The following is a 25,881-nucleotide window of genomic DNA, read 5'->3' on the forward strand; positions in this document are numbered from 1 at the left end:
TCAGACCCATCGCAGGTACCCTGCCACGAATAACACCGCCAGGAAGGCTGCCGTGCCATACAGGGTGTTGGAGAGCTTGCGACTGTTGGGGCGGCTGTAGAAGGCCGCCCACAACAGCAGCAGGATGATGACGAAAAGGAAGAAGAGGAATCTCACGGTGTCCTCCGATCCGGTCTCAAGTGGCCGCAGCCAGATCGAATGAGTAGGGTAGCGGCTGGACCTGGGCGGCGGGCCCGCTGGTTGATTCCAGGCGAGGTTCACCCGCCTCGGCACTGGCGACTTGTAACACCGCCAGCGCCTCCACGCCGCCGTCGGGGTGGGGATAAGCTTCCACGATACGTCCCACCGGTTGTGTGGCGTCCACAGAGGCGTCATGCAACGTGGCCCCCGGGGGCGGTGCATCGTTCACCGGCAGGTGCAGGCGGTACATGCGGCGTTTGAGCTTGCCCAGGTGCTGGGTGCGGGCCACCACCTCCTGACCCGGGAAGCAGCCCTTGTTGAAGCTGACGCCTCCCAGCAATTGCAGGTTGGTCATCTGTGGCAGGAAGGCCTCGACCGTCTGCGGGTACACGTGCGGCACACCGGACATCACGTCCAGGAGCCCCCAGCGGTTGGCACCCACCGGCGCCGAACGGACGCTCAGGTTCTGCCACAGCCGGGTCACGGCATCCAGCTCCCCATAGATCTCGAAGCGCGGGTGCAGGCCAGGCACCCGGACCACCGTGAGCCCCCGTTCCTGAGTGACTTGATCCACTGCTTCCGGTGGGGCCTTGCCTAGTGCTGCCTGGAGTTGTTCCACCGCATGCGGGCCGGAGACCCCGATCCGCACCAGGGCATCATCGGCGTCCTCCAGCGTGACCTTGGCGCGCAGGATGAACATGGACAAACGCTTGAGTGTTGATTGAACCTGTTCCCGGGGCAGACGCAGGTAGTAGGTTTCGCCGCGTTTGAAGAGCCGGAAGTTGGCCAGCATGCGTCCTTTGGGGCTGCAATAGGCACCCATGCGACTGGTGTGTTCGTCCACGTCCGGCACATTGTTGCTGAGTTGGCCTTGCAGGAACTGAACGGTCTCCTCCCCGTAGGCGCCGATCAGCCCGTGATGGGACAGGTCACAGATCACATCGCCGGTGATCGCCACGCTCATTTCCCGCTCCGGGTTGCCAAAATCCGAGACGCGCTGCTCATCCATCTCGGCACCCGCCTGTAGCAGGAAGTCCTTCCACTCGGGTTTCATCGGAGTCTATGCCTCTTTGACAGGGTTCAATTCAGGGTTGTCATCTTACTAAGGAGCCCCGGGATAAAGCCACTACCACAACCGGTTGCCATGATGACCTGGTGCTGCATCGGGGATGGCAGGGGGGCCGCGTTCCTCGATACACTGTTACGACCAAATCACACAGGCCATCGTTCAGAATCGCGAGGAGCCATCTCGCCGGAGAGCATCCATGATTCGTGAAGCAACCGCAGACGACTTTGCCGATATCAGGCAAATCCGCCTGGAGTCCGCAGCCCAGGCCCACTGGTTTCTGCCTCGGGAGTTCTGGGAACAGCAGGTGGAGCAGATGCCGGATGCGCCACCAAAGGAGGCAGAGATCTGGGTGCTGGAGCAAGGGGGCGAGGTGCGGGGATTTTGCTGGTTGCAGGCTTCACGGCTGGAGGTGATGGTGGCTACCTGTTGCCAGGGTGTAGGCCTGGGGAGCCGGTTACTGGATTTTGTAAAAGACCGTCGACCGGCCCTGGAGGCGGCGGTATTCGCCGATAATGATCGTGCCGTGGCATTTTTGCGACATCATGGGTTCGAAGTGCTGGAACGGCATGAGCATGCGGATATGGGCAAGGACGAACTGACCATGCAATGGCGTTCTCGCCAGTCGGCCTCTGCGTAACCAGGACGACGCCTGAACGAGACGAGGCCCCGACAGTGCGGGGCCTCGCTTCCACGGGACTTGACAGCCCGATCAGACCGCTTGGATCTGCTTACTTTCTGCGGCCCTTGCCACCCTTGACACGGATGCGGTCGGGCTGGCCAGGCTCCTTCAGGACGCCGGTGGCGCCGGGAATGGTGCCGGGCTTACCTGCGGGTCTGAAGGTCATGGTGCTGCGCTGTGCGGGGCGGCTGGCCTGGGCAGCCGCGGGCTTTGGCGCAGCAGCAGGCTTGGGAGCCGGCTTGGCGGCAGCGGGCCGGCTCTGTTGCGGCTTGGCCGCCGGCTTTTGGGCCTCGGGCTTGAACGCCGTGGCGCCGCGCGGATCAGGCTTACCCGTGGTACCGGGCTTTTGCGCCGCTCTGGCCGCGGCGGCAGCGGGCTGTTTGGCCGTTGCGGCGGGCTTGGCGGGCGCCGCAGGCTTGGCAGCTGCCGGTTTGGCGGCGGTTGCGGCGGGCTTGGCAGCCTGCTGTTCCGGTTTGAAGGCGGTGGCGCCACGCGGATCAGTGGCCTTGGCAGCGGTGGCAGCCGGCTTCTGCGGGGGTTTGGCCTGAGCCTGTGGGGCGGCCGGTTTGGCCTGGGGCTGCGGTTTGGCGGCCTGCTGCGGAGCGGCTGCGGCCGGCTTGGGTTCAGGCTTGGGTTCAGGCTGAGCTGGGCGGGCAGTGCTCGGGATGGCGCGGCGCTGTTCCTCGCGGGACAACTCCAGCAGGGCCGAAGCGCGACGCGGCAGGAACTGTTGTGAGGGCCCCTCGCCCAGGCGGTCGTAGCTATCCACCAGGTGCTCGTAGAGGTCGCGGTAGGAACGGGCCATTCCCGTGAACAGGGTGGCGGTCTTCTCGAAGTGCCTGTTCACCTGTGATCGGTAGCTTTCCAGCTTGCGGCGCTGATTTTCCACCTCGGACTGCAGTTCCAGCACGCGGCCCGCATCGCCCTGCTGACGGCCGAACCAGAAGCCCAGTAGACCAGCGCCGACGAAACCGGCCACGGTGAGGACATTTCCACCGAGTGTAATGAAGTCGCGTAAATTCGCGGCTATCTCTGATGATGACATAGATATCTCCTGCAGATAGGCCGCCGATGGCCCCGCGCCCAGACGGGGATCCGCAGCGGCGGTTAGCCCGCGGCGTCCTTGGACGACCGCACGTTGATTGCTCCACTGAGTCGCAGTTTTTATGATGCTATCCGGCATGCACATTATGCACAAGAATCGCCGCGTATGCTGCACCTTGACAGACTTTAACTGGTTGTTAGCCCAGTAAAAAGATAAGGTATGGTGCACCCCCCAGGGCATTCTTCTGGCTGTTCACGCCGGGCGGAGCCGGTGGCCCCATGTCGGTCGGGTGCCCAGGCTCCGCATGTGGACATTGCGCGGGGGGTGCCTTGGGTGTCAACAGGGATGATTGATCATGGACAGGAAGCGGGACAATAAAGCGCTTTACGTGATGGTGACCCCCTCGAAGTGGGCGGGCCGGGTCATGCGGGCCATGTATTGGGCCGCGGCAGGAACGGTACTCATCAGTGGTGCACCGATGACCGTCAAAGCAGGATTGGTGATATTGCTGCTGGGTGGCCTGCTGGCCATGATGGTCGGGCATGGTGCACGGATCGACGCGCTGGGCTGTGATGATGATGGACAATGGTGGATAAGGCAGACTGGTGGGGCGCATGTCATGGTGTGCATACTGCCGGACACGGTGGTGCTTCCCCGACTGGTACTGCTGTCCATGCGTTGTGAGTGCGGCCGGTATCATCGTTTGCCGCTGATGGCGGATGCCGTGGGTGCAGACGATTTCCGGCATCTCAGGGTTCGACTCAGGGCGGGGGTTGCGGGTGCAGCGGCGTCGGTGACCCAAGGCGGGGGAGCGGGTATGTTGACTCGACTGACAAGCCGGTGGTCCCGGCGGGAGGGTGCTGATGGCCGATGAATCCAAACCCTTGGAGGCGTTACTGCATCCGGATCCCGGTCATGTGTACAGCGAGGCAGAATTGGACGCCATCGAAGAGGTGGACACGGAGTTGGCCTTGCGCCTGGATCGCGCCCAGACACTGGCGGCGCGGGAGCGGGAAGTCCTGCCCGCTGATGGGCCCGTGGTGTTCGAGCAGGTGGCACTGGCAGTGGAGGAGGCTCGGCGCATCCTCATGCAAGATGGTGGCGATATTGAGCTGGTGGACATCGAGGATCGCACCGTGCGGGTTCGCCTCAAGGGCGCCTGTGTGGGTTGCCCCCGATCCGCGCTGGATCTCAAGCAGGTGGTGGAGCGCCTGGTGCGCGCCCGAGTGCCCGGGGTGGCCCAGGTGGTCAATACCTTCTGAGTCCCCCGTGGGAGCGGCCCCTGGCCGCGAATGCCCAGGCCCCGGAAAGCCCGGGGCCTCAGCGATTCAGGAAGTGCTCCCGAACCCGCTGAATCATCCCCCGGATCGCTTCCACCTCCACCGGCTCGCCATACAGCAACCAGCGTTGCAGGTCATCATCCTGTTGATCCAGCACCTGCTCGAAGCGATCCAGATCCTGGGCGGACAGGGTTTCCCCCTGGGTGAGCACAAAGCCCTCCAGCATCAGGTCCAGCTCCTTGGTGCCGCGCCGGCAACGCCAGCGCAGTCGGGAAAGCTCGCTCATGCGTGCATCACTTGCGCAAGACCATCTTTTTCTTGATCTCCGCGATGGCCTGGCCCGGGTTCAGTCCCTTGGGGCAGGTACGGGTGCAATTCATGATGGTATGGCAGCGGTAGAGCTTGAAGGGGTCTTCCAGTTCGTCCAGGCGCTCGCCGGTGGCCTCGTCGCGGCTGTCGACGATCCAGCGCTGAGCCTGCAGCAGGATGGCCGGGCCCAGGTAGCGATCTCCGTTCCACCAATAGCTGGGGCAGGAGGTGGAACAGCAGGCACACAGAATGCATTCGTACAGACCGTCCAGTTTGGCCCGGTCTTCCACCGACTGCAGGCGTTCCTTGTCCGGGGGCGGTGGCGTCTGAGTGCGGATCCAGGGTTTGATGGAGGCGTACTGGGCGTAGAAGTGGGTCATGTCCGGGATCAGATCCTTGACCACGTTCATGTGCGGTAGCGGGTAGATGCGCACATCCCCCTTGATGTCCTCGATGGCCTTGGTGCAGGCCAGGGTGTTGGTGCCATCAATGTTCATGGCACAGGACCCGCAGATCCCCTCGCGGCAGGAACGACGGAAGGACAGGGTGGGGTCGATCTCGTCCTTGATCTTGATAATGGCGTCGAGCACCATCGGACCACAGGCGTCCAGATCCACTTCGTAGGTATCCAGGCGCGGATTGTCGTCCGTATCCGGATTCCAGCGATAGATCACGAAGCGCTTGATATTCGTGCTGGAAGCACCCTCGGCCTTAAAGGTCTTACCCTTTTGCACCCGGGATTTGATGGGCAGTATGAACTGAGCCATGGTCTTGCGTTCTCCTGAGTCCGCGGATCAGTAGACCCGTGCCTTGGGCGGCACGACGTCCACATCGTCGCTGAGGGTGTACAGATGCACCGGGCGGTAGTCGAGCCGGACCTTGCCCTGGTCGTCCACCCAGGACAGGGTGTGCTTCATCCAGTTGTCGTCATCCCGGTCGGGGCAGTCCTCGCGAGCGTGGGCGCCACGGCTCTCGGGGCGATTGACCGCCGAGCGGATGGTGCTCACGGCACAGCCCAGCAGATTGTCCAGCTCCAGGGTTTCCACCAGGTCCGAGTTCCAGATCAGGGAACGATCGGTCACGCGCACATCGCCGAAGGAGGTGAAGACCTCGTCCATGCGATCACAGCCCTGCTGAAGGGTTTCGCCGGTGCGGAACACGGCAGCGTAGCGCTGCATGCACTGCTGCATGTCATCGCGGATGGAGGCGGTGGAGCGTGCCCCATCGGCGTAGCGCAGGCGGTCCAGGCGTTCCAGGGCCTTGTCGGCGGCGCCGTCGGGCAGGGATTTCACGGAGGCGCCGATGTCGCCGACGATCTCGGCGGCGCGAATGGCGGCGGCACGGCCGAACACCACCAGGTCCAGCAGGGAGTTGGATCCCAGGCGGTTGGCGCCGTGCACCGAGACGCAGGCGGCTTCGCCAATGGCCATGAGGCCCGGCACCACATGATCCGGGTTGCCATCCTTGAGGGTGACCACCTCACCACGGTAATTGGTGGGGATGCCGCCCATGTTGTAATGCACCGTGGGCAGTACCGGGATGGGTTCCTTGCTCACGTCCACACCGGCAAAGATTCGCGCGGTTTCAGCGATGCCCGGGAGGCGTTCGTTGATCACCTCGGGTCCCAGGTGCTCCAGGTGCAGGTGGATGTGATCCTGCTTGGCGCCCACGCCGCGGCCCTCGTTGATCTCCACGGTCATGGAGCGGGAGACCACGTCGCGGGAGGCCAGGTCCTTGGCGTTGGGGGCGTAGCGCTCCATGAAGCGCTCGCCCTTGGAGTTGGTGAGATAGCCGCCTTCGCCGCGCACGCCCTCTGTGATCAGGCAGCCGGCGCCATAGATGCCGGTGGGGTGGAACTGCACGAATTCCATGTCCTGCATGGGCAGACCGGCGCGCAGCGCCATGCCCATGCCGTCGCCGGTGCAGGTGTGGGCCGAGGTGCAGGAGAAGTAGCTGCGCCCGTAACCCCCGGTGGCCAGCACCACCAAGTGGGCGTTGAAACGGTGCAGCGTGCCGTTCACCAGGTCCAGGGACAACACGCCGCGGCAGGTGTCACCGTCCATGATCAGGTCGGTGGCAAAGTGTTCGATGTAGAACTCGGCCTGATGGGCCAGGGCCTGCTGATACAGGGTGTGCAGGATGGCGTGGCCGGTGCGGTCGGCGGCAGCACAGGTGCGCTGAGCGCGGCCTTCACCGAAGCGGGTGGTCATGCCACCGAAGGGGCGCTGATAGATCTTGCCGTCCTCGGTGCGGGAGAAGGGCACGCCATAGTGTTCCAGTTCGATGATGGCCGGGGCGGCCTCACGGCACATGTATTCGATGGCGTCCTGGTCACCGAGCCAGTCAGAGCCCTTGACGGTGTCGTACATATGCCAGCGCCAGTCGTCCTCGCCCATGTTGCCCAGGGCCGCGGAAATGCCCCCCTGGGCTGCCACCGTGTGGCTGCGGGTGGGGAAAACCTTGGTGACGCAGGCCGTCTTGAGGCCCTTTTCCGCCATGCCGAAGGTGGCCCGCAGGCCGGCGCCGCCGGCACCGACCACCACCACGTCGTAGGCATGGTCGATTATCTTGTAGTCGCCCTTCATCAATCAGCTCCCGAAAGCAATGCGCAGTATGGCGACGATCCCGGTGACCGCCAGCAGCAACATGAGGAATTTCACGGCGATGAGGCTTGCGAACTTGATGCCTTCGCTGTGCACGTAGTCCTCTATGATGACCTGCAGCCCCATGTGGGCATGGTGGAACAGCGTCCCCACGGCCAGGATCAGCAATACGGTGTTCAGGGGGGCCGCCACCCAGGCGGTGGTGGCTGCAAAGCCGGCACCAGCCAGGCTGCCCAGGCTGAAGATCAGCCACAGCATCAGCGGTACCATGGCGATGGAACTCAGGCGCATGGCAAACCAGTGATGGGTGCCATCTTTGGCGGAACCCAGTCCGCGTGCTTGCCCCAATGGTGTGCGAAGACTCATGATGCTTTCCCCGATCAGATAAGCACGAAGATCCAGAAGATCGCCGTGAGAATGAGGGTGGCCACCAGTGCAAGGATGCCGCTCAGGTAGACCTGCTTGATCTCCAGGCCACGCCCGGTGTCCCAGATCAGATGTCGGATGCCCGTGCCCAGGTGGTAGAACAGGGAGAGGGTGACACCGAACAGGACAAACAGTCCGAATCCGCTATGCAGCAAGGCTTCGGCGCGGGCAAAGGCCTCCGGACCCGAGGCCAGGGAGACGAGCCAGTAGATCAGGAGGAGGCTGGCCAGGCTGAGTATGGCGCCGGTAGCCCGGTGAAAGATCGAGAGGATCGATGTCAGCTGCGGCTTGTACACCTGCAGGTGGGGTGATAACGGTCGGTTATCGTTTGGCATGGATCGACGGCTCCGCCTGGGTGCGCCCGATCAGGGGGCGGTTAACGGTGAATGCCTGATCGCCCGGAGTGGAATGACCGACAGCGGGCGGAGGCACAGCGTTCGCTTGGAGATACTGACAGGGTGGATGCAGCCCGCCCGAGGAGAGGTCCACAGGTGGGCATCCGAAATGTCGCGCTGCATCAAATCCGCTTATAGATAGCAGGTCTGCCAGCGCACCGCAAGGCGGGATCGTAAAATTCCCTTGAATTATATACTTTTAGCCGTTTGCCGGGAATGCTGGCTCAGGTAATGACGCTGGGCGTTTCGCGGCCCGTGTGAGTCTGGATGCCCGCAATCTCCTCAGCAATCCCGATCAGGGGCGCCAGGGCTTCCTGGGTGTCTTCTCCGTGGCGCGCCGGATCCGCTTCATGGCGCTCCACATACAGTCGTAGCGTGGCACCCGCCGTCCCGGTGCCGGAGAGCCGGAACACCAACCGTGCACCACCCTCGAACAGCACCCGCAGGCCTTGACCCTCGGCCACCGAGCCGTCCACCGGGTCCGTGTAGGCAAAATCATCGGCCTGGGCAACAGTGAAGTCGCCGAAGCGGCGACCCTTGAGTGCGGTCAGTTGCCCACGTACCTGGTTCATGGCCGCCTCGGCCTGAGCTGCATCCACACCCTCGTAGTCGTGCCGGGTGTAGAAATCGCGCCCGAACTGGCGCCAGTGATCACGCACGATGTCCGCCACCGACTCACCCCGCACGGCCAGCAGGTTGAGCCAGAACAGCACGGCCCACAGACCGTCCTTTTCCCGTACATGATCCGAAGAGGTGCCAAAGCTTTCCTCGCCGCACAGGGTGACCCGACCGGCATCCATCAGGTTGCCGAAGTACTTCCAGCCGGTAGGGGTTTCGAAGCATTCGATGCCCATTTTCTCGGCCACCCGATCCGCTGCCTGGCTGGTGGGCATGGAGCGGGCGATGCCGCGGATGCCCTTGGCATAGCCGGGCACATGGTGGGCATTGGCGGCCAGCACCGCCAGGCTGTCGCTTGGGGTGACGAAGAAGTGTCGTCCCAGGATCATGTTGCGGTCCCCGTCGCCGTCGGAAGCCGCGCCGAAGTCGGGTCCATTGTCCCTGAACAGGGTGTCCACCAGCCCCTTGGCGTGCACCAGGTTGGGATCGGGATGCCCCTTGCCGAAATCTTCCAGGGGCTGCCCGTTCATCACGGTACCGGCCGGGGCGCCGAGCATGTCCTCGAGAATGCGGCGCGCATAGGGGCCGGTCACCGCGTGCATGGCATCAAAGCGCATGGAGAACCGATCTTCCTTGAACAGGGCCTGCATGCGGTCGAAATCGAACAGGGACTGCATCAGTTCGGCATAATCGTTCACCGAATCCACCACCGCCACCACCATGGGGCCCACCGTGGTGCGTCCGGGGGTGTCCAGGTCGAGATCCGGGATGTCGGCGATGCGGTAGTGGGTGATCTCGCAGGCGCGCTCATGGATCTCCCCCGTCACCTTTTCGGGGGCCGGGCCGCCGTTGGGGGTGTTGAACTTGATGCCGAAGTCCTCTTCCGGGCCACCGGGATTGTGGCTGGCCGAGAGGATGAGACCGCCTTGCGTCTTGTACTTGCGGATCAGGCAGGAGGCAGCGGGTGTGGACAGGATGCCGCCCTGACCGACGATGACCCGAGCCACCCCATTGGCCAGGGCCATGCGCAGGATGATCTGGATGGCTTCACGGTTGAAGTAACGGCCATCTCCCCCCAGCACCAGTACGCCTCCCTTGAGGCTCGGGCGCACGTCGAACACCGCCTGGACGAAGTTTTCCAGGTAGTGGGGTTGCCGGAAGACCTTCACTTTCTTGCGCAGACCGGAGGTGCCGGGTTTCTGGTCGGAGAAGGGGGTGGTTTCCACACGACGGATCTTCATGGACATCGGCCTTCCTGCATGAATTGTGGGGATAAAGTTAGCAAATACTGGGCGCCCTGTCCCTGTGCTAACATCCCGCCATGTTGCTCGAAGCCTCCAAGCCCGCCTACCTGGATCCGGTGCCTCGCAGTTTTGCGGCGCTGATGGATCTGTATGAGGTGAACTACATTCGCCTGCGGCAGCTGTGCCCCGAGCCCCAGTCGCTGGCATCTCCTCGGGTGTCCCATGTACCCGGCGTCATGGATCTGCACTTGGAGGTATTGGAGTGCTGTCCCTACACCACCACACTGCTGCTCACCTACCACTTTGATGCGGATGGGGATCGTTCCGCACGCCGCAGCCCCAACCTGAGGGTGAGGGTGTATCACGATGCGCGACAGGTGGAGGTGCTGGGCCGTCACAGTCGATGTACAGGCGAGGAGGTGAGTCTGGGGGACCATCCCGACTGGCAGGCCCTGCAGTGCCGCTGGCGTTTCAATCGCTTCCTCTTCAAGTGGCTGGGTTACTGTCTGCGGCAAGGGCATCGTTTCTGATACGGGGGTGGTTTTTTTTGCCCCAATTCTTGACTTCTTTACTCGGTTATCGTAAAACCAGTCTAAATCCTGACTAGTTAGCTCAGGAATTAAGCAGCCTGACAACCGAGGAAGGGGCCCGTCATGAAACTCTCGACGAAAAGCCGTTATGCAGTGACCGCCATGCTGGACCTGGCCATCCATGACAAGATCGGCCCGGTCACCCTGGCAGACATTTCCCAATCCCAGGGGATCTCCCTGTCCTATCTGGAGCAACTCTTCGCCAAGCTGCGCAAGAACGGTCTGGTGGAAGGGGTTCGTGGCCCGGGCGGTGGCTATCGGCTGTCGCGGCCGTCGGATGAGATCACCGTGGCGCGCATCATCAGCGCCGTTGACGAAAACGTGACCATGACCCGTTGCGCTGGCAAGGGCACCTGTCAGGATGGCGAGCGCTGCCTCACCCACCAGCTGTGGGACGACCTGAGTGAGCAGTTGTACAGCTTTCTGGACGGTATCACGCTGGACCAATTCTCCAACCGTCCAGAGGTGCAGCAGGTGGCTCAACGTCAGGATGCCCAGCATCAGCGCGCCCACCAGCACTTCATCTTCCGCCGCACCGCCGCCTGAGGAGGAATCATGGCCTTGCAACTGCCCATCTATCTGGACTACGCCGCCACCACGCCCATGGACGAGCGGGTCGCCGAGACCATGAGCCGTTTTCTGACCCGGGAAGGAACCTTCGGCAACCCGGCCTCTCGCTCCCACAGCTTCGGCTGGGAGTCGGAGCAGGCCGTGGAACAGGCCCGCGAACATGTGGCCGCCCTGGTAGGCGCCGACCCCCGGGAGATCATCTGGACCAGTGGTGCCACCGAGGCCGATAACCTGGCCATCAAGGGGGCTGCCCATTTCTATCAGAAGAAAGGACGCCATATCGTCACCCTGAAGACCGAACACAAGGCGGTACTGGATTCCTGTCGCCAACTGGAACGTGAAGGTTTCGAAGTGACCTATCTGGAACCGGACCCCAGCGGCCTGATTGATCTGGATAAGCTCGAGGCCGCGCTTCGGGATGACACCATTCTGGTGTCCATCATGCATGTGAATAACGAGATTGGCGTCATCCAGGACCTGGAGGCCATTGGCAACCTGACCCGTTCACGCGGGATTGTCTTCCATGTGGATGCCGCCCAGTCCACCGGCAAGGTGGAGCTGGACCTCTCCAGGCTGCCCGTGGACCTGATGAGTTTTTCCGCTCACAAGAGCTATGGTCCCAAGGGTGTGGGTGCGCTGTACGTATCCCGCAAGCCCCGGGTGCGTCTGGAGGCCCAGATGCACGGTGGGGGGCATGAACGGGGGCTGCGCTCCGGCACCCTGGCGACGCACCAGATCGTCGGCATGGGTGAGGCCTTCCGTATTGCCCGAGAGGAAATGGGGACCGAAAACGAACGATTGCGGATGCTGCGTGATCGACTCTGGGCGGGCCTGTCCGAGATGGAGGAGGTCTATCTCAACGGCGATCTGGAAAACCGCGTGGCCGGTAACCTGAATGTGTCCTTCAACTTCGTGGAGGGTGAAAGCCTGATCATGGCCCTGAAGGATATTGCTGTTTCATCCGGTTCTGCCTGTACCAGCGCCAGCCTGGAGCCCTCCTATGTGCTGCGCGCCCTGGGCCGGGATGACGAGTTGGCCCACAGTTCCATCCGCTTCTCCGTGGGGCGTTACACCACCCTGGAGGAAGTGGACCATACGATCTCGCTGGTGAAGGCGGCAGTGCAGAAACTGCGTGACCTGTCTCCCTTGTGGGAAATGCACCAGGACGGGATCGATCTGAAATCCGTGGAGTGGGTGGCCCATTGAGGCCTGACACACGCGCGAACGAAGAGGTGATAGAACATGGCCTATAGCGACAAAGTGCTCGACCATTATGAAAATCCCCGCAACGTGGGGGCAATGGACAAGGGGGATGCCTCCGTGGGCACCGGTATGGTAGGCGCCCCCGCCTGCGGCGATGTGATGAAACTGCAGATCAAGGTCAATCACGCTGGCGTGATCGAGGATGCCAAGTTCAAGACCTACGGTTGCGGGTCCGCCATTGCCAGCTCCAGCCTGCTCACTGAATGGGTGAAGGGCAAGACCCTGGATGAGGCGGGTTCCATCAAGAACACCCAGATCGCCGAGGAACTGGCGCTGCCACCGGTGAAGATCCACTGTTCGGTGCTGGCCGAGGATGCCATCAAGGCGGCCATTGATGATTACCGCCGCAAGGGGGGGGCAGCCGTCGAGGTGGGTGAACCCGCGGCGCCGGAGGGGGAGCGGATTCCGGCGTAGGCGTAGGCGTAGGCGTAGGGGGCTCTCCCTGTCCAGTTTGAAAGCTCCCTTCTCCCCTCAGGGGAGAAGGGTCGGGGATGAGGGGGACGGTGGCCGCGTTGCCATTTCTTCCCCTCCCCCAAAGGCGAGAGGCGCTATTGTCGTGTTCGCCGAGGACGCACTTCCCTCAACAACCGCCGCAGACGACGGAACCGCTCAGGATCCGGCCGGCTGCCATACCTCAGTGCCACGTACTCCTGTGTGAATGCCATTACGGGTTCCGCCAGATCGGGACGCTCGCGACTCACCCGTTGTGCAAAGGCCATGGGTGGCTCATGGGGGGCACGGGTCATTCCCCGGCGGCCCAGGCGGCGACAGAACCGGCGATACACCAGTGACAAGGGATCAGCCACGGGCAAGCGGTTGCGCCACAGGAAGATCGCCGCGAACACCAGTACCACCAGACCGATCAACACCACCATCAGCGTGATCATGCCCCGCCAGTCCAGGCGACCCAGGCCGAGCCGCTCCAGCAGTTCTGCCTGACGCTCCGGCCCGAAGGCGAGCACCCAGCCGCTCCAGTAGTAATCCAGACTGTCCCGCCAGAGTTCCAACTGTAGACGGATGGCGCCCCAGTCCAGGCTGCGCAGCATGTAGTCCGGCAGGCCGGCATCGTCGGATAAAGCGGCTCGAACCCCTTGTTCAATGCGCTCCGGGGCCACCGCCGCCGTGGGGTCGAACCGCACCCAGCCCCGATTTTCCAGCCACACTTCCGCCCAGGCATGGGCATCCGACTGACGCACCAGCAGATAATCCCCCATGCGGTTGTATTCACCGCCCTGATAGCCCGTGACCACCCGGGCCGGGATCCCGGCGGCGCGCATCAGTACCACGAAGGCGCTGGCGTAATGCTCGCAAAAGCCGGCCCGCGACTCGAACAGGAACTGATCTACCGGGTCCCGGGGCAGGCGCGGAGGGGAGAGGGTATAGAAGAAAGGCTCCTGGTTGAAATGACGCAGGGCGGCTGCCACCACCGCGCCATCCTCTTCATGGGCTTCCCGCCAGTCCCGGGCCAGTGCCCGTGCCCTGGGGGCGGTGTTGTCCGGCAGGGCCAGCGCCGCCCGACGGCGGCCATCACTCAATACCGGTTCCAGGGGCAGGTCAGGCAGGGAAGTGACACTGTACTGGATGAGACTGCGCACCGGCTGCCTGGAGACCAGGTCGTGATCGGCGGTCATGCGGGCGTCCTGGGGGGTGGTCAGGGGGACGTCCAGAGCCAGGAGCCAGCGTCCATCATGGGGCTCCAGGTTCACCGTGTAGGTGAATGTGCGGTCCTCCTCGATGGCCACGGGCTGAGGTGGCACCTCCCCCCGATCACGACCGAAGCGCCAGGTGCGGCCGTCATACTCCCAGAATACCGGGCCGCGCCAATAGCGCAGGTTCTGACCCGGGATCTCCCCGGCAAAGGAGACCCGAAAGGCGGGGGCATCGGACTGCAACAGTTCGCTGATGGAGCCGGGTGACATGCTGTCCGACAGCCCGGTGACACCCGCGGACTCCTCCTGGGGCATGCCCCACAGTGGTCCGGGCAGGCGCGGAAAGAGCAGGAACAGGATGATCATCAGGGGCAGGGCCTGAGCCAGCATCACGCCAGCCAGAGAGAGGGATTCCCGCCAGGGCTGAGCACCGTCACCGGCATTGAGCCTTACCATCGCGGCAGTGGTGGTGAAGACCGCTGCCACCATGTACAGGGCCAGCGGGATCTCCTGGGAGTAGAAAAAATTAGTGATCACCACGAAATACCCCAGGAAAACCCCCAGCATGGCGTCCCGGAAGCCACGCGTCTCCAGCAGCTTCAGGCCCGTCATCAGGATCAGCAGGGCCACGCCGGCATCGCGGCCGAACAAGGTGCCGTACTGGGTCACCACGAGACCGGTGCCTATCAGGGTCAGCATGACCAGGAGCCAGCGCCCCGGCATGGGCATGCGGCCCCAATGGGCCAGGGCGCGCCAACCCATAGCCAGCGCCGCCATGGCCACTACCCAGGGGGGCTGGTTGAACAGGTGCGGCAACATGGCAAAGCACAAGGCAAAAATCAGCCAGGGCAGCGCGTTGGAACGTTGCGGCAGGCGCTCCTCCCGGGGCTGGGTGCTGGTGGGGTTTCGGGGAGTGAACAGCCTCATGGAGTTTCTCCCATGGGCAGCGCGAAGCAGGCCAACTGCTCCAGGCACCGTTGCCGGTGAAGCTCGCCGGTGGCCGGTTCGATCTCCACGCCGGGCATGCGCAGGCCAAATCTCAGCTTCTTGCGGTGGGCCTCCAGCACCAGGTGGCAGAGCATGGAGAGTCGGGTCTCCACGTCAGCGGCCGGCAGGCCCTCCCAGTCCAGCCAGGTCTGACCGCCCTGCATTTCATGAAACTCCTTGGTGTACATGTCGCCGGTACGGGCCAGGGCCTTCCAGTCCAGCCGCCGGGGGGAATCGCCGGGGGCGTAGGCGCGTACCCCGGTGAACTCCTCGCCCGCCCGGTTGTGAGTGGTCTGGGGTTCGATATCCTCGCCCTCACCGCTGAGTGGGCGTTCCACCGGGATCGGCTGTGGGTACACCAGCACCGACTCGTCGAAATTGAGCCACGACCAGGTGCGGAATAGCCCCAGCGGGTAGCGGGTATGCAGCCGCAGCCGGCCTGGACGCAGTACACCCCGCCGCCGTGCCGTCAGGTTGAGCGTGACCGGGGTACTTTCCCGGGCATTGACTGCAAACTCGGTGGGGGATTGCCCCGGCGCCTCCAGCAGCAGCCCGCGCCGTGACACTCGGCTGGGGTTGTCCACCGTGTAGGTGAACTGGGCGCTTTGTCCGGCAAAGATCGGTGTGGCGGGCTGGCGGGTGATGCGCAGGCCGAGCAGATTACGGTGCGTATGCCACATGGCATTGGCCCCCAGGGCAGCCAGCAGGAAGGTGAGCATGAAGGCCATGCTGTTGCTGTAGTTGATGGCTCCCAGCAGCATCACCACCAGCACCATGGCAAAGGTATACCCCTGGCGGGTGGGCAGGATATAGATACAGCGGCGGTTCAGCGTGAGTTGTCGGCCTTCCGGGCGCTGGCGACGGAGGATCCAGCGGATGGCCCTTTCCCTGAGCGCCTGATGGGTTCGACCAAACCAGGTGGTGTCGGTCTTCATGTCAGGGGACCGGAACTGCCTCAATCAGACCCTGGATCACCTGTGCGGGTGCCATGGTGGGAGACTCCACCAGGCGTAGCCGGTGCCCGGCCACCGAGGGCAGAATGGCCTGTACGTCCTCGGGCATCACGTGATCCCGGTGATTCACCAGGGCCCAGGCCTGGCAGGCCCGCATCAGTGCCAGACCCGCCCGCGGGGACAAGCCCATCTGGTAGAGGCCTGGCTGGCGAGAGTAGGCGATCAGGGCCTGCAGGTAATCCAGCAGGGCGTCGGAGACATGGATGCGCGTCACCTGTTCCTGGAGTTGGGCCAGTTGGTCATCCTGCAGTTGGGCCGGCAACTCTTCCAGCAGTTCGCGTCGGTCCCGCCCCCGTAACAGGGCCCGTTCCGACCGGGCATCGGGATAGCCCACGTGAATCCGCATGAGGAATCGATCCATCTGGGACTCGGGCAGGGGGAAGGTGCCGATCTGCTCCTGGGGGTTCTGGGTGGCAATGACGAAAAAGGGCTCAGGCAGGCGTCGAGTGACCCCCTCCACGGTGACTTGCTGCTCTTCCATGGCTTCGAGCAGGGCGCTTTGTGACTTGGGCGTGGCCCGGTTGATCTCGTCTGCCAGGATCAGTTGGGAGAAGACCGGTCCTGGGTGAAACTCGAACCGCTGGCGCTCGCTGCTGAACATGGACACCCCCAGGATGTCCGCCGGCAGCAGGTCGCTGGTGAACTGGATCCGCTGGAACTGCAGCCCCAGGGTGCGGGCCAGGCCATGGGCCAGGGTGGTCTTGCCCACGCCGGGCAAGTCTTCCACCAAAAGGTGCCCACGGGCCAGCAGACAGGCCAATGACAGGCGCACGGGGGTGGCCTTGCCATAGATGACCGTGTTGAGTTGCTCCAGTACGGCGTCGATGCGGCGGGTCAGATCCGCGGGCATTTCGTGGGTAGTCACTGTGCATCCATCCTCATGGCGTCTTCATCATCCACCTCACAGGGGGATGGGCGGCATTAACGCTTCAGTTCCTTCACCCGGAAGGTCATGGCCTTGCGGGTTTCTACCGGCTCGTCCAGGTCCTTGCGGGAAAGACGGGCCAGGGGTTTTTCACACTTTCACAGTCTGGCAAGCTGACGGATCGGGTTCAATGCCTCGGCCCGTATACCCGTACCTGCGGAGAAAAAACGTCATGCATCGAGCCATTGTGTTGAACAAGAACGATGAGGGAGTCATCGCCAGTGTCCAGTCTCTCACGGATGCCGATTTGCCCGAGGGGGATGTGACCGTACAGGTGGCCTATTCTACTCTGAACTACAAGGATGGTCTGGCCATCACCGGCAAGGCCCCGGTAGTGAAGCAATATCCCATGGTGCCGGGCGTCGATTTCTCCGGAACCGTTGAATCCAGCGATCATCCTGACTTCAAGCCCGGCGACGCGGTCATCCTCAATGGCTGGGGTGTTGGCGAGGGGCATCCTGGTGGCATGAGTCAGAAGGCTCGGGTGAAGGGCGAATGGCTGGTGCCGTTGCCTTCCGTGTTAACCCCGCGCCGGGCCATGGCAGTAGGAACCGCGGGTTACACGGCCATGCTCTGCATGCTGGCCCTGGTGCGCCAGGGGGTTACGCCGGATAAAGGGGATGTGCTGGTGACGGGGGCCAATGGGGGCGTAGGCAGCGTGGCCGTGGCCTTGCTGGCGGGGCGTGGGTTCAATGTGGTGGCGTCCACCGGCCGAATCGAGGAGGCGGGTCATCTCAAGGCCCTGGGTGCGTCGGAAGTCATCCACCGGGATGAACTCTCGGGTCCGGGAAAGCCTCTGGGCAAGACCCGTTGGGCCGCAGCGGTAGACACAGTGGGCAGTCAGACCCTGGCCAACGTGCTTTCCACCACCCAGTACGGCGGCAGTGTCGCGGCTTGTGGCCTGGCCCAGGGTATGGATCTGCCCACGACGGTGGCACCGTTCATTCTGCGTGGAGTGAATCTGCTGGGGGTGGACAGTGTGTATGTGCCCATGGAGCGGCGCGTGGAGGCCTGGGACTGCATCGCCACGGAACTGGATACGGACAAGCTGGAGTCCATGACGACTGAAGTGGGTTTGGACGAGGTCATTCCGCTAGCAGAGAAAATCCTGTCAGGACAGGTGCGCGGTCGTACCGTTGTGGATGTAAACCGTTAACCTGGCCCCATCAAGCGCGGCCTCGCCTGGGGATGGGTTAGCGTGGAGGTGGGGTGGTCTGAGGGCTGGGTCGGGGCAGGGCGATTTCAATGCGGGTCCCGACCCCCAGGTCGGAGTCGATCCACATGCGCCCGTTGCAATGGCTCACCACCCAGTAGGCCTTGGTGAGGCCGAAGCCGCCGCCTCGAGTGGGTCTGTCACGGACATTTTCGCCGCGCACGCCAAACTCCACGATATCTTCAATCTGGTGGGGAGGAATGCCCACGCCGGTGTCATCCACCACAAAACGAACCTCGTGATCCGTCTCTTTCAGCCCGGCCAGGATGCGTCCGCCGGGCGGGGTATATTTGCGGGCGTTGGCCAGCAGGTCGCGCATCACATCCTGGAAAATGGCGGGCACATAAAGGTGCTCACTTTCCAGGCTGTCGATATCCACCTTGATGAGGTAATCCTCTGGCTGTTGCTCGGCAATGTTCTGGATGATGCGATACCGACCCTTGCTGTTCTTTTCGATGGCCATCAACAGGTGCCAGAAATCCATGCGTAGCGGGTCCACCTCCAGCCAGGTCCAGCCAAGTGGTTTATCCGAGCGGGCCTCCAATTCGCGTACCCGAGTTCCAAGAATCGCAAGGACGGACTCGATATTATCGACGGAGGCACGCAATTCAGCATCGGGTGTCGTGTTTTCCAGGCCCTGGGTGATCAGGGTGTGGATGCGGTTTTGCAGGGATTGGGGGTCGGCCAGCCACGGGGCTGCCCGTTCCGGGGTCTGCAGGGCGTTGGCAAATTCATGCACCAGCGCCAAGGCTTCCTGAATGGGCCGGGAATCTCCCAAGCCGTAGGCCATCAGATCCAGTTCACAGGCGAGGATGTTGAGCACATTGAGAAAACTGTGCATGTCGATCAGGGCTTCCTGCTCTGCGTTCAGATCCAAAGCCCTGGTGATTTCGACCACAGAGAACTCCCGAGAGAGGTGAAGAGACGACTTCGGGAGTGTAAACGATCCTCAATCAGAGTGTGACGTGCAACACACTCTGAATGGGGGGCATTGGAGTGCCCCCCACGATAAGGCCGACGAACGGTATCAGTCTTCCTTCAACTCTTCGGCAGTCTCTTCCACTTCCTCGGCGGCATCATCCACCTCGCGCCCAGCCTCCTCGGCGGGGCCAGGTTCATCGACCATGTCGCTCACGCTCTCGGCTGCGTCTTCGGCTGCTTCCTTGGTAGCCTCCACGGCATCATCGAACTGTTCCTGGGCTTCTTCCATGGTTTCGTCCACGGATTCGCCAGCCTCTTCGGCCGGACCCGGATCGGAGCAGCCCACCAGCAGGGCGAAGGGCAGGGCAGTGACAATGCCCGTGATGACGGCCGGAAGCAATTTGCGATGTGTCATAACTAATCTCCTTGATCGGTGCATCTACCGACGATTCAGAAATGGGGTACAGAATCGCTGAATTGTATGCCTATTTCGTGGCAAAAGGCAGAGCCGTTGATCACGTTTTTTGCACCCTGGGGGATGCGTGACCTGTCTCATTCCCCGCCGCCTTCCACTGAACTATGATTGGCGAAGCTGTGCTGTGAGTGATGTCGCAAGAACGATATTCAACCAAAAAAAGGCCCCGAGTCACGCGATGGACTCGGGGCCTTTTCAGGAGAAGATAATGGAGGCTGGGGTCGGAATCGAACCGGCGTACACGGCTTTGCAGGCCGCTGCATAACCACTCTGCCACCCAGCCTTTGAGCTACCGGGGAAGTTCAGTATCCCCGATGATCAAACAAAAAACCCCGGCAGCGCCGAGGTTTTGAGAAACTTTGGAGCGGGAAACGAGACTCGAACTCGCGACCCCAACCTTGGCAAGGTTGTGCTCTACCAACTGAGCTATTCCCGCGTCGCTGATGGGTGCGTATTCTACAGACCCGCGTGCCACTGTCAACCTTTTTTTATCTTCTTGAAATAAAACGGTTAGTCTGGGGCAGTCGTTCGGGCTTACGGCCTCTGCAGGCGGATCACGTACGCGTTGCCGCGCTGTTCGCCCACTTGTGAGAGTGCGTGGGCCAGTGCGGGATCGTCTTGGTTACGGGGAGAGGCGGTGGCCTCGATATGCATCCGGCCCTGGGTGAGATGGCCGGTGATCTTCCCTTGCAAGGCGAGGGGCCCCCCCTGGTCAGTGAATGTCCCGTTGAACTCGTGACCTTGGGCGGTGAAGTCACCCGTCAGATTCCCCAGCCTGACAGATCGATCCGCCTGGATGACGGCGTTGTTCCAGTGGAGTCGGCCACTGGCGGAACGGATCTCTCCCTCGTCGGTGAGTTCGAGCCGGTGCAGGTCCAGGGACAGGATTCCGCCCAGTTCCGCATCATTCAGACCCGCGCCCCGCAGCATGCGCCCCAGGGTGGCGGCGGACATGCGACCCTGGCCGTCGGCGACGCGCCAGCCCGACAGGCCGCGGCTGGCCACCGCCTGGAACTGGCCGTCTGCCGCGCTTGCCTCCACATCTGCCACCATGCGCCCGGTAATGGCCTGCAAGGGGCGCAGTTCCCATTGGAAATCCGCGGGGCCCAGATCCACTCCGGCAACCCGTGGCAGGCTCACCTGCTTGATCTGCCCGCGACCCAAAGATCCTTCCACATCCATCCTGGCCAGTGGTGCGGGCAACGGCAGGTGACGCCCGGCGGTCTCTTGCAGTGTGGTCATGGGGGTCTGGGCCAGCACCCATACCGCTGAGGTCAGCAGGATGGCCAGCAGGAATAAACCAATGAGGAACATCAGGAAGAGTCGGCGCATCCCGTGAGTATACCGGGCGCAAGCGCCGGCCCCAAAGGTTTGTCATGTTCAGGTATTGGTATTTCCAATGAGAACGATTATGATTCGCTATGTCGTTACCTGATTGGCAGTGAGCGGGTCTCACAGTGACGCCGCGGTGGGGCATGCAGCCCTATTAAGGCAGCTCCGCTCATAGTTATTTCTAATTTTTCCCTGCTCACTTTCTGTAAGGGCTATACCGATGATTCACGCAATGAAGAAGAATCTTGTGCTGTCTGGCGCTGTGACAACCCTCGTTTCAGGACTGCTTGCACCTGTGACTGCTCAGGCCGAGTTGGAATTCAATGTCGGCGTGTTCAGTGACTACATCGATAGTGGAGAGAGTGGCTCGGACAATAACGCCGTGGTGCAAGGTGGGGTGGTCTATGCTCACGAATCGGGCCTTTTCACGGGTGTGGGCATGTCCACTCTGGGACCGGGCGAGGGGCAGGAGGTGGCGCCCTTCCTGGGGTATGGCTTTACGGCGGGTGAACTCGATTTCGGCGTCGCCTACGAGTACGTTTACTATTCAGAGCTTGAGGACCGGTATGAAGCCGAGATTATCGGTGCCGTTGAATATGCCTCCATGTACGCTGAGGTGGGCTACCTGACCCATGCCCATGATCGTGATGCGGAAGGCGACACCTCCTATGTGATTGGTGCCAGTCATGCCTTCATGCCTGATACCTACCTCAATGCCGAACTGGGCTACGATGATCCCAACAAGGATGATGGCACCACCTTCTGGGGCGTGGGTGTGAGCCGAGCCGTCGAGGTGGGTGAGATCTCACTGACCTATGCCTCGCGCGATGAAAACGATGCTCAGGATCTGTTTGTGGCGGGGTACACCCTGAGCTTCTGAGGGTCTGCTCGGGCCTTGGACGGCCCTGGAATCCGGCGTACACACACATCATTTCCGTTATCATAAAGGCGGAAATGATGTGGCTGGCAGCTCAGGTTGGGGCGAGTCGCTACACCTGCAGGGCCCGCTCCCAGGCATCCAGCAGTTCCCGCGACATTGCACACACCGCCGACCGCGGACGCAGATCCAGCACCGCGGGCGCCTCGCCCTGCAGGGTGGTGTGGTGGCCGCCGGCCTCGCTCAGGATGAGCTGGCCGGCAGCGTAGTCCCACAGGTTCTGCTTGCCGTGCACGTACACGGCAAACCGGCCGGCCGCCACCCAGCACCACTCCAGGGCGACGGACCCGATGGACCGTTGCGAGGCGTAGGGTGGCTCACTGGCCAGTTTCATGGCCAGCGGAGGGGGCAGACGTTTGAAATCCACTGCGGCCACCGCCCGCGCCAGGTTGAGGGTGCTGTCTGGATCGATCGTGAGGCGTTCGCCATTGAGCCATGCCCCCTGGCCATGAACAGCCGTGAAGGTCTCCCGGCGGCAGGGGTCGTAGACCAGCCCGAACACCGCCCGGCCATGAGACAGCAGTGCCATGCTGGTGGCATAGGCGGGCAGTCCCACGCGGAAGTTGCTGGTGCCGTCCAGGGGGTCCAGCACCCACAGGGGGCGATCCCCCGCCAGGGCCTCCTGCTGGGCCTGGGGCGTCATCTCCTCGCCGAGAAACCCGATCTCGGGGTGAAGCTCCGCCAGCCAGTCCTGCAACTCACGCTGAATGGCCATGTCCGTGTCGGTGACCCATGATCCATCGGTTTTCAGACGTCCAGACCGATCGGCCTGGTTCAGTACCTGGTCCACCCGCTGACACACGCCCTGGGTGATGGAATGCCAGTCCAACGACGTGATGGTGGGGGAATGATCTGTCATCCCCGGATCATAAACGAGAATCCGCTCACGATGCAGTGCCGGGCCGTTGCTGCAGCTCGCTGGTTGCTGTCAGAATCACCCGCCACACCAAGGAGTTCGATCTTGAATATCGCTGTCCCCGCCTGGTTGAACCGCACACCCCTCATCGATGACACCACTCGTGTCTGGATCAAGGACGTCCGTGAGTGGACCCTGTCGCAACAGGATGATCTGCGCCCCCTGGACCAGGCGAAATTGGTGATGCCCATCCGCGAGCATTTCCCTGCCGAAGTGCAGGATCCCCACGGCGCCGCCGTGGCCACGTTCGAATCCATCCGCCAGCATGCCGGCTTTGAGGGGGTGCCGATGCGACTGGTGCCGGCCGGCACCGGGACCCACTTCCCGACCCGGCCCAGTGAGGCGGAACCACTGGTGCTTGAATACGATCCTCGCCTGTGGGCCAACCGACAGGCTCTGGTCGCCCAGCTGGCCCGGGATCTGGCGGCCTGGTGGGTGTTTACGCGCCCCAGTCCAGCCCCGGCCCAGCAGGGCAATGAGGCCCACGTGGCGGAACTGGTGGCTGTATGGATGGGGTTCGGCATCTTCATGGCCAACACTGCCTTCATCGCCCGGGTGGGCGGCTGCGGCAAATGCGCTGGCCCGGCGATGGATCGGTCCGCGTCTCTGGGGCGACCGGAGATCGCCTATGCCCTGGCGTGCTTCTGCCGTGACAAGGGTATTGCGCCCCGTGAGGCAAGGTACTTTCTCGAGGCCCCCCTCAAGGGGCTGTTCCGCCAGGCGAGGCGGTTGAGTTAGTTGGATGGTGGCGGGTTACCCCGGGCCCTGCGGCATCCACCACGTCACCATCACCGGGATGAAGGCCAAGGCAAACAGGGCTTGAGCAGTGATGATGTAGAGCATGATCCCGGCGATATGCCCCCCGCTAGCCTGGAGATAACGCCCGGCCAGCCAGCCCAGGCCAATGGTGATGTACAGGGGGAAGGAGTTGGGTAAAGAGGGTGAGGGTGGTGGTCATGGAGGCATGATAAGGCCCGCTGACCCTCCCATGTTCGCCATATGGCTCATGCCTGATGCGAGACCGTTGCATCGGGTTGTGACGAAGGGCGGGCTGAATACCCGCCCCTGACTGATCATGGGCGTGCCGGGCGGCTTTTGTCCTGGCCCGCCAATGCCAGGCATCGTGCAATCTCCTGCAGGGATTCCGGGTTGGCCAACGCACCCAGGTTCTCCGCATCCGTTTCGCCCTGAAGCATGCGGGCGACGGCAAGCTCCACCTTCTTGCCGCTGCGCGTATAGGGGATCTGGCTGACGGCATGGATCCTGGCCGGCACATGGCGCGGGCTGGCGTTGGCACGGATACGCGAGCGTATGCGCTTCTCCAGTTCCGGTGTGAGGGTCTGATCCGGCGCCATGACCACGAACAGCACCACCTCCACATCACCATCCTCATGGGGAGCCCCCACCACCAGGCTGTCTGCCACTTCCGCAATGGTTTCCACCTGCCGGTAGATTTCCGCAGTGCCGATGCGTACCCCGCCAGGATTGAGCGTGGCATCGGACCGCCCGTAGATGACGGCGCCGCCGTGTGGTGTGAACTGGATGAAGTCACCATGGGCCCAGATGCCGGGGTAGGTGGCGAAGTAGGATTTGCGGTAACGGGCCCCGTCCGGATCGTTCCAGAATCTCACCGGCATGGCCGGGAAGGGGGTCACGCAGACCAGTTCACCCCGATCATGTCCAGCGTCCCGACCATCCGGGGTGTAGGCTCTTGCATCCACACCCAGCATGCGACACTGGATTTCGCCCCGCCGTACCGGCAGCAGGGGGGTGCCACCCACGAAGCAACCGCAGATATCGGTCCCGCCGGAGATGGAGCTGAGCATCAGGTCCGCCTTCACGCTGTGGTACACCCAGTCGAAATCCTCGGGCAGCAGGGGAGAGCCGGTGGAAAAGAGGGCGCGCAAGGCCGACAGGTCATGGGTATTGCCGGGTTCCAGATCGGCCTTGCGACAGTTGCCCAGATATTTGGCGCTGGTGCCGAAATGGGTGACACGTTCCCGGGAAATCAGGGACCACAGGCAATCCAGGTCCGGGTGCGCCGGTGACCCGTCGAAAAGGACCAGGCGTGCACCGGTGAGCAGTCCGGAGGCGAGCCAGTTCCACATCATCCAGCCGGTGGTGGTGAAATAGAAGAACGTGTCTCCCGCCCCCAGATCGGCATGCAGCAGCAATTCCTTGCTGTGATTGAGCAGCATTCCGCCGGCTCCATGGACGATGCACTTGGGTACGCCCGTGGTGCCGGAGGAGTAGAGGATATAAACGGGGTGATCCGCTGGGAGTTGTTCAAATATCGGTGTGGCCTTGGGGTAGGCGCTCAGCGCAGTTTCCCAAGGCACAAATAGAGAATCGTCCGGGTGGCCCAGTTCTGGCAGCATGGATAGACTCAGCACACGTTGAATCCCCGGAATCTGCCGTGAAAGTTCGCGGTTCTGGTCTGTGCGATCAAAGACCTTGCCGTTATAGCGATAGCCATTGGTGAGGAGCAGAACCTTGGGTTCAATCTGCCCGAAACGGTCCACAATGGCAGAGACACCGAAATCCGGTGATGCCGAACTCCAGATGGCACCCAGCCCGGTGGTGGCCAGCATACCTACCAGGGCTTCGTGGGTATTGCCCACGACGCCTGCCACACGATCTCCTGGGGTCACGCCCTGTTCTTGCAGCCATGCCTGCAGCGAGGCCACCCGAGCGAGCAGGGTGGCGCGATCCAGTCGTCTATCTTCCCGGGATTCGCTGGTTTCCAGTACCACCTCTTCACTGGGGTTGCCATGGATGGCATGGCGCAGCAGGTTTTCGGCGAAATTCAGCCGGGCACCTGCGAACCAGCGGGCTCCGGGCATGGTGGTCGAGTCGAGCACCTGGTCAGGATCGCGACTGGCGCGCACCCCGGTATAGCGCCAGATGCTGCCCCAGAACGCCGAGGGATGACTCACGGACCAGTTGTGCAGGTCTTGATAGTCGTGGAAGGGGCCGTGGCCTTCCTGTACGAGCCAGTCCCGATAACGGGCCATGGCGCTTTGGGTGAGTTCCCGGGGTCCCGGTTGCCAAAGAATCTCCTCCTGCATGCTCATGCCTGCCTCCCCGTCTGATTGAGATTGATCCATGCTTACCTAACCGCTACGTAAAATAACGTTTACGTTCGGGTAATATAGTAATTGACGTTATCGTAAACGTAATCTAGCCTTATCTGCGTCTTGGCGCAATGGCGTTGAGGTTAGTGAAAGGCATAACGATGAAAA

The 25,881-nt window shown here is 62.5% G+C and carries 25 protein-coding genes, 2 tRNA genes and 1 pseudogene; 9 read left to right on the forward strand and 19 right to left on the reverse strand.

Annotation, left to right across the window (positions count from 1 at the left end; translation table 11 throughout):
- Both BMY52_RS15315 and ygfZ read right to left on the reverse strand, forming a co-directional pair.
- A complete protein-coding gene (locus BMY52_RS15315; protein ID WP_177169794.1) occupies positions 1–156 on the reverse strand; it encodes a hypothetical protein in 156 nt (51 codons plus the stop codon).
- Positions 157–175: 19 nt separating this feature from the next.
- Positions 176–1,234, reverse strand: a complete 1,059-nt coding sequence (gene ygfZ / locus BMY52_RS01360; protein ID WP_090249879.1) for a CAF17-like 4Fe-4S cluster assembly/insertion protein YgfZ — start codon at positions 1,232–1,234, stop codon at positions 176–178.
- A gap of 211 nt (positions 1,235–1,445) precedes the next feature.
- On the opposite strand from ygfZ, the gene BMY52_RS01365 reads away from it, so the two are divergent.
- Positions 1,446–1,886, forward strand: coding sequence for a GNAT family N-acetyltransferase (locus BMY52_RS01365; RefSeq protein ID WP_177169795.1), 441 nt, complete (start codon positions 1,446–1,448; stop codon positions 1,884–1,886).
- Positions 1,887–1,977: 91 nt separating this feature from the next.
- Here BMY52_RS01365 and BMY52_RS01370 read toward each other — a convergent pair whose 3' ends face one another.
- Entirely contained in the window at positions 1,978–2,973 is a 996-nt protein-coding gene (locus tag BMY52_RS01370) for a Z-ring associated ZapG family protein (RefSeq protein WP_177169796.1), read from the reverse strand.
- Between the two features lie 433 nt (positions 2,974–3,406).
- Here BMY52_RS01370 and BMY52_RS15925 point away from each other — a divergent pair.
- Positions 3,407–4,235, forward strand: a pseudogene (locus BMY52_RS15925) (protein YgfX).
- Between the two features lie 58 nt (positions 4,236–4,293).
- Here the strand turns inward: BMY52_RS15925 and BMY52_RS01380 are convergent.
- From BMY52_RS01380 to BMY52_RS01405, 6 genes are all read right to left on the reverse strand, one after another.
- Complete coding sequence (locus BMY52_RS01380) at positions 4,294–4,539, reverse strand: FAD assembly factor SdhE (protein ID WP_090249886.1); 246 nt, start codon at positions 4,537–4,539, stop codon at positions 4,294–4,296.
- A 7-nt stretch (positions 4,540–4,546) separates the two neighbouring features.
- Entirely contained in the window at positions 4,547–5,329 is a 783-nt protein-coding gene (locus BMY52_RS01385; protein ID WP_090249889.1) for a succinate dehydrogenase iron-sulfur subunit, read from the reverse strand.
- Between the two features lie 27 nt (positions 5,330–5,356).
- Positions 5,357–7,147, reverse strand: a complete 1,791-nt coding sequence (gene sdhA, locus BMY52_RS01390) for a succinate dehydrogenase flavoprotein subunit (RefSeq protein WP_177169797.1) — start codon at positions 7,145–7,147, stop codon at positions 5,357–5,359.
- A gap of 3 nt (positions 7,148–7,150) precedes the next feature.
- Positions 7,151–7,531: a succinate dehydrogenase, hydrophobic membrane anchor protein gene (gene sdhD / locus BMY52_RS01395; RefSeq protein ID WP_090249894.1), complete on the reverse strand. Its 381-nt coding sequence runs from the start codon at positions 7,529–7,531 to the stop codon at positions 7,151–7,153.
- Between the two features lie 14 nt (positions 7,532–7,545).
- Positions 7,546–7,926 carry a succinate dehydrogenase, cytochrome b556 subunit gene (gene sdhC, locus BMY52_RS01400; protein WP_090249895.1) on the reverse strand — a complete coding sequence of 127 codons (381 nt, stop codon included), beginning with the start codon at positions 7,924–7,926 and terminating at the stop codon, positions 7,546–7,548.
- A gap of 284 nt (positions 7,927–8,210) precedes the next feature.
- Positions 8,211–9,845, reverse strand: a complete 1,635-nt coding sequence (locus BMY52_RS01405) for an alpha-D-glucose phosphate-specific phosphoglucomutase (protein WP_090250518.1) — start codon at positions 9,843–9,845, stop codon at positions 8,211–8,213.
- Between the two features lie 80 nt (positions 9,846–9,925).
- On the opposite strand from BMY52_RS01405, the gene BMY52_RS01410 reads away from it, so the two are divergent.
- The 4 genes from BMY52_RS01410 (at position 9,926) to iscU (ending at position 12,685) form a co-directional block, all read left to right on the forward strand.
- Positions 9,926–10,378, forward strand: coding sequence for a DUF1249 domain-containing protein (locus BMY52_RS01410; protein ID WP_090249898.1), 453 nt, complete (start codon positions 9,926–9,928; stop codon positions 10,376–10,378).
- 123 nt (positions 10,379–10,501) lie between these two features.
- A complete protein-coding gene (locus BMY52_RS01415; protein ID WP_090249901.1) occupies positions 10,502–10,984 on the forward strand; it encodes a Fe-S cluster assembly transcription factor in 483 nt (160 codons plus the stop codon).
- 6 nt (positions 10,985–10,990) lie between these two features.
- On the forward strand, positions 10,991–12,214 hold the full coding sequence (locus BMY52_RS01420; RefSeq protein WP_090249904.1) for an IscS subfamily cysteine desulfurase: 1,224 nt from the start codon (positions 10,991–10,993) through the stop codon (positions 12,212–12,214).
- A 36-nt stretch (positions 12,215–12,250) separates the two neighbouring features.
- Positions 12,251–12,685, forward strand: coding sequence for a Fe-S cluster assembly scaffold IscU (gene iscU / locus BMY52_RS01425; protein ID WP_090249906.1), 435 nt, complete (start codon positions 12,251–12,253; stop codon positions 12,683–12,685).
- A gap of 134 nt (positions 12,686–12,819) precedes the next feature.
- Here the strand turns inward: iscU and BMY52_RS01430 are convergent, their stop codons facing one another.
- The 3 genes from BMY52_RS01430 to BMY52_RS01440 are packed head-to-tail and all read right to left on the reverse strand — an operon-like array spanning position 12,820 to position 16,770.
- The gene (locus tag BMY52_RS01430; RefSeq protein ID WP_090249909.1) at positions 12,820–14,847 is read right to left on the reverse strand and encodes a transglutaminase TgpA family protein; all 2,028 of its coding nucleotides are present in this window, start codon (positions 14,845–14,847) and stop codon (positions 12,820–12,822) included.
- Positions 14,844–15,842 (reverse strand): DUF58 domain-containing protein, encoded by a 999-nt coding sequence (locus BMY52_RS01435; RefSeq protein ID WP_090249911.1) that lies wholly within the window; start codon positions 15,840–15,842, stop codon positions 14,844–14,846. Before BMY52_RS01435 ends, BMY52_RS01430 begins: the two co-directional genes overlap by 4 nt.
- Position 15,843: 1 nt before the next feature.
- Positions 15,844–16,770: an AAA family ATPase gene (locus tag BMY52_RS01440; RefSeq protein ID WP_090249915.1), complete on the reverse strand. Its 927-nt coding sequence runs from the start codon at positions 16,768–16,770 to the stop codon at positions 15,844–15,846.
- Between the two features lie 247 nt (positions 16,771–17,017).
- Here BMY52_RS01440 and acuI point away from each other — a divergent pair, with 247 nt between their 5' ends.
- On the forward strand, positions 17,018–18,001 hold the full coding sequence (acuI, locus tag BMY52_RS01445) for an acrylyl-CoA reductase (NADPH) (protein ID WP_090249918.1): 984 nt from the start codon (positions 17,018–17,020) through the stop codon (positions 17,999–18,001).
- A gap of 37 nt (positions 18,002–18,038) precedes the next feature.
- Here acuI and BMY52_RS01450 read toward each other — a convergent pair whose 3' ends face one another.
- The 5 genes from BMY52_RS01450 to BMY52_RS01470 all read right to left on the reverse strand — a co-directional run bounded on the left by BMY52_RS01450 (position 18,039) and on the right by BMY52_RS01470 (position 20,786).
- A complete protein-coding gene (locus BMY52_RS01450; RefSeq protein ID WP_090249920.1) occupies positions 18,039–18,956 on the reverse strand; it encodes a sensor histidine kinase in 918 nt (305 codons plus the stop codon).
- A gap of 129 nt (positions 18,957–19,085) precedes the next feature.
- Positions 19,086–19,394: a hypothetical protein gene (locus tag BMY52_RS01455; protein ID WP_143050396.1), complete on the reverse strand. Its 309-nt coding sequence runs from the start codon at positions 19,392–19,394 to the stop codon at positions 19,086–19,088.
- A 269-nt stretch (positions 19,395–19,663) separates the two neighbouring features.
- A tRNA-Cys gene (locus BMY52_RS01460) sits at positions 19,664–19,737 on the reverse strand.
- 77 nt (positions 19,738–19,814) lie between these two features.
- Positions 19,815–19,890 (reverse strand) — tRNA-Gly (locus BMY52_RS01465).
- A gap of 98 nt (positions 19,891–19,988) precedes the next feature.
- A complete protein-coding gene (locus BMY52_RS01470; RefSeq protein ID WP_090249922.1) occupies positions 19,989–20,786 on the reverse strand; it encodes a type II secretion system protein N in 798 nt (265 codons plus the stop codon).
- A gap of 232 nt (positions 20,787–21,018) precedes the next feature.
- Here BMY52_RS01470 and BMY52_RS01475 point away from each other — a divergent pair, with 232 nt between their 5' ends.
- A complete protein-coding gene (locus BMY52_RS01475; RefSeq protein ID WP_090249925.1) occupies positions 21,019–21,666 on the forward strand; it encodes a TorF family putative porin in 648 nt (215 codons plus the stop codon).
- A gap of 109 nt (positions 21,667–21,775) precedes the next feature.
- Here the strand turns inward: BMY52_RS01475 and BMY52_RS01480 are convergent, their stop codons facing one another.
- Positions 21,776–22,582, reverse strand: a complete 807-nt coding sequence (locus BMY52_RS01480; protein WP_090249927.1) for an inositol monophosphatase family protein — start codon at positions 22,580–22,582, stop codon at positions 21,776–21,778.
- Positions 22,583–22,684: 102 nt separating this feature from the next.
- Between BMY52_RS01480 and BMY52_RS01485 the strand changes: the two genes are divergently transcribed.
- Positions 22,685–23,377 (forward strand): hypothetical protein, encoded by a 693-nt coding sequence (locus BMY52_RS01485; RefSeq protein ID WP_245740488.1) that lies wholly within the window; start codon positions 22,685–22,687, stop codon positions 23,375–23,377.
- Between the two features lie 335 nt (positions 23,378–23,712).
- Here BMY52_RS01485 and BMY52_RS01490 read toward each other — a convergent pair whose 3' ends face one another.
- Positions 23,713–25,713: an acetoacetate--CoA ligase gene (locus BMY52_RS01490; RefSeq protein WP_090249930.1), complete on the reverse strand. Its 2,001-nt coding sequence runs from the start codon at positions 25,711–25,713 to the stop codon at positions 23,713–23,715.
- Between the last annotated feature and the right edge of the window lie 168 nt (positions 25,714–25,881).

It is taken from the genome of Ectothiorhodospira marina (assembly GCF_900109495.1).
GTDB lineage: Bacteria > Pseudomonadota > Gammaproteobacteria > Ectothiorhodospirales > Ectothiorhodospiraceae > Ectothiorhodospira > Ectothiorhodospira marina.

What these genes read in the sequence shown, in the direction of transcription:
- sdhC (WP_090249895.1), bottom strand. Translation starts at nt 7,926, where the DNA reads ATGCCAAACGATAACCGACCGTTATCACCCCACCTGCAGGTGTACAAG.
- BMY52_RS01405 (WP_090250518.1), bottom strand. Translation starts at nt 9,845, where the DNA reads ATGAAGATCCGTCGTGTGGAAACCACCCCCTTCTCCGACCAGAAACCC.
- BMY52_RS01370 (WP_177169796.1), bottom strand. Translation starts at nt 2,973, where the DNA reads ATGTCATCATCAGAGATAGCCGCGAATTTACGCGACTTCATTACACTC.
- sdhD (WP_090249894.1), bottom strand. Translation starts at nt 7,531, where the DNA reads ATGAGTCTTCGCACACCATTGGGGCAAGCACGCGGACTGGGTTCCGCC.
- BMY52_RS01490 (WP_090249930.1), bottom strand. Translation starts at nt 25,713, where the DNA reads ATGAGCATGCAGGAGGAGATTCTTTGGCAACCGGGACCCCGGGAACTC.
- BMY52_RS01435 (WP_090249911.1), bottom strand. Translation starts at nt 15,842, where the DNA reads ATGAAGACCGACACCACCTGGTTTGGTCGAACCCATCAGGCGCTCAGG.
- acuI (WP_090249918.1), top strand. Translation starts at nt 17,018, where the DNA reads ATGCATCGAGCCATTGTGTTGAACAAGAACGATGAGGGAGTCATCGCC.
- BMY52_RS01470 (WP_090249922.1), bottom strand. Translation starts at nt 20,786, where the DNA reads ATGCGCCGACTCTTCCTGATGTTCCTCATTGGTTTATTCCTGCTGGCC.
- BMY52_RS01455 (WP_143050396.1), bottom strand. Translation starts at nt 19,394, where the DNA reads ATGACACATCGCAAATTGCTTCCGGCCGTCATCACGGGCATTGTCACT.
- BMY52_RS01365 (WP_177169795.1), top strand. Translation starts at nt 1,446, where the DNA reads ATGATTCGTGAAGCAACCGCAGACGACTTTGCCGATATCAGGCAAATC.
- iscU (WP_090249906.1), top strand. Translation starts at nt 12,251, where the DNA reads ATGGCCTATAGCGACAAAGTGCTCGACCATTATGAAAATCCCCGCAAC.
- BMY52_RS01410 (WP_090249898.1), top strand. Translation starts at nt 9,926, where the DNA reads ATGTTGCTCGAAGCCTCCAAGCCCGCCTACCTGGATCCGGTGCCTCGC.
- BMY52_RS01480 (WP_090249927.1), bottom strand. Translation starts at nt 22,582, where the DNA reads ATGACAGATCATTCCCCCACCATCACGTCGTTGGACTGGCATTCCATC.
- BMY52_RS01415 (WP_090249901.1), top strand. Translation starts at nt 10,502, where the DNA reads ATGAAACTCTCGACGAAAAGCCGTTATGCAGTGACCGCCATGCTGGAC.
- BMY52_RS01385 (WP_090249889.1), bottom strand. Translation starts at nt 5,329, where the DNA reads ATGGCTCAGTTCATACTGCCCATCAAATCCCGGGTGCAAAAGGGTAAG.
- ygfZ (WP_090249879.1), bottom strand. Translation starts at nt 1,234, where the DNA reads ATGAAACCCGAGTGGAAGGACTTCCTGCTACAGGCGGGTGCCGAGATG.
- BMY52_RS01475 (WP_090249925.1), top strand. Translation starts at nt 21,019, where the DNA reads ATGAAGAAGAATCTTGTGCTGTCTGGCGCTGTGACAACCCTCGTTTCA.
- BMY52_RS01430 (WP_090249909.1), bottom strand. Translation starts at nt 14,847, where the DNA reads ATGAGGCTGTTCACTCCCCGAAACCCCACCAGCACCCAGCCCCGGGAG.
- sdhA (WP_177169797.1), bottom strand. Translation starts at nt 7,147, where the DNA reads ATGAAGGGCGACTACAAGATAATCGACCATGCCTACGACGTGGTGGTG.
- BMY52_RS01380 (WP_090249886.1), bottom strand. Translation starts at nt 4,539, where the DNA reads ATGAGCGAGCTTTCCCGACTGCGCTGGCGTTGCCGGCGCGGCACCAAG.
- BMY52_RS01440 (WP_090249915.1), bottom strand. Translation starts at nt 16,770, where the DNA reads ATGCCCGCGGATCTGACCCGCCGCATCGACGCCGTACTGGAGCAACTC.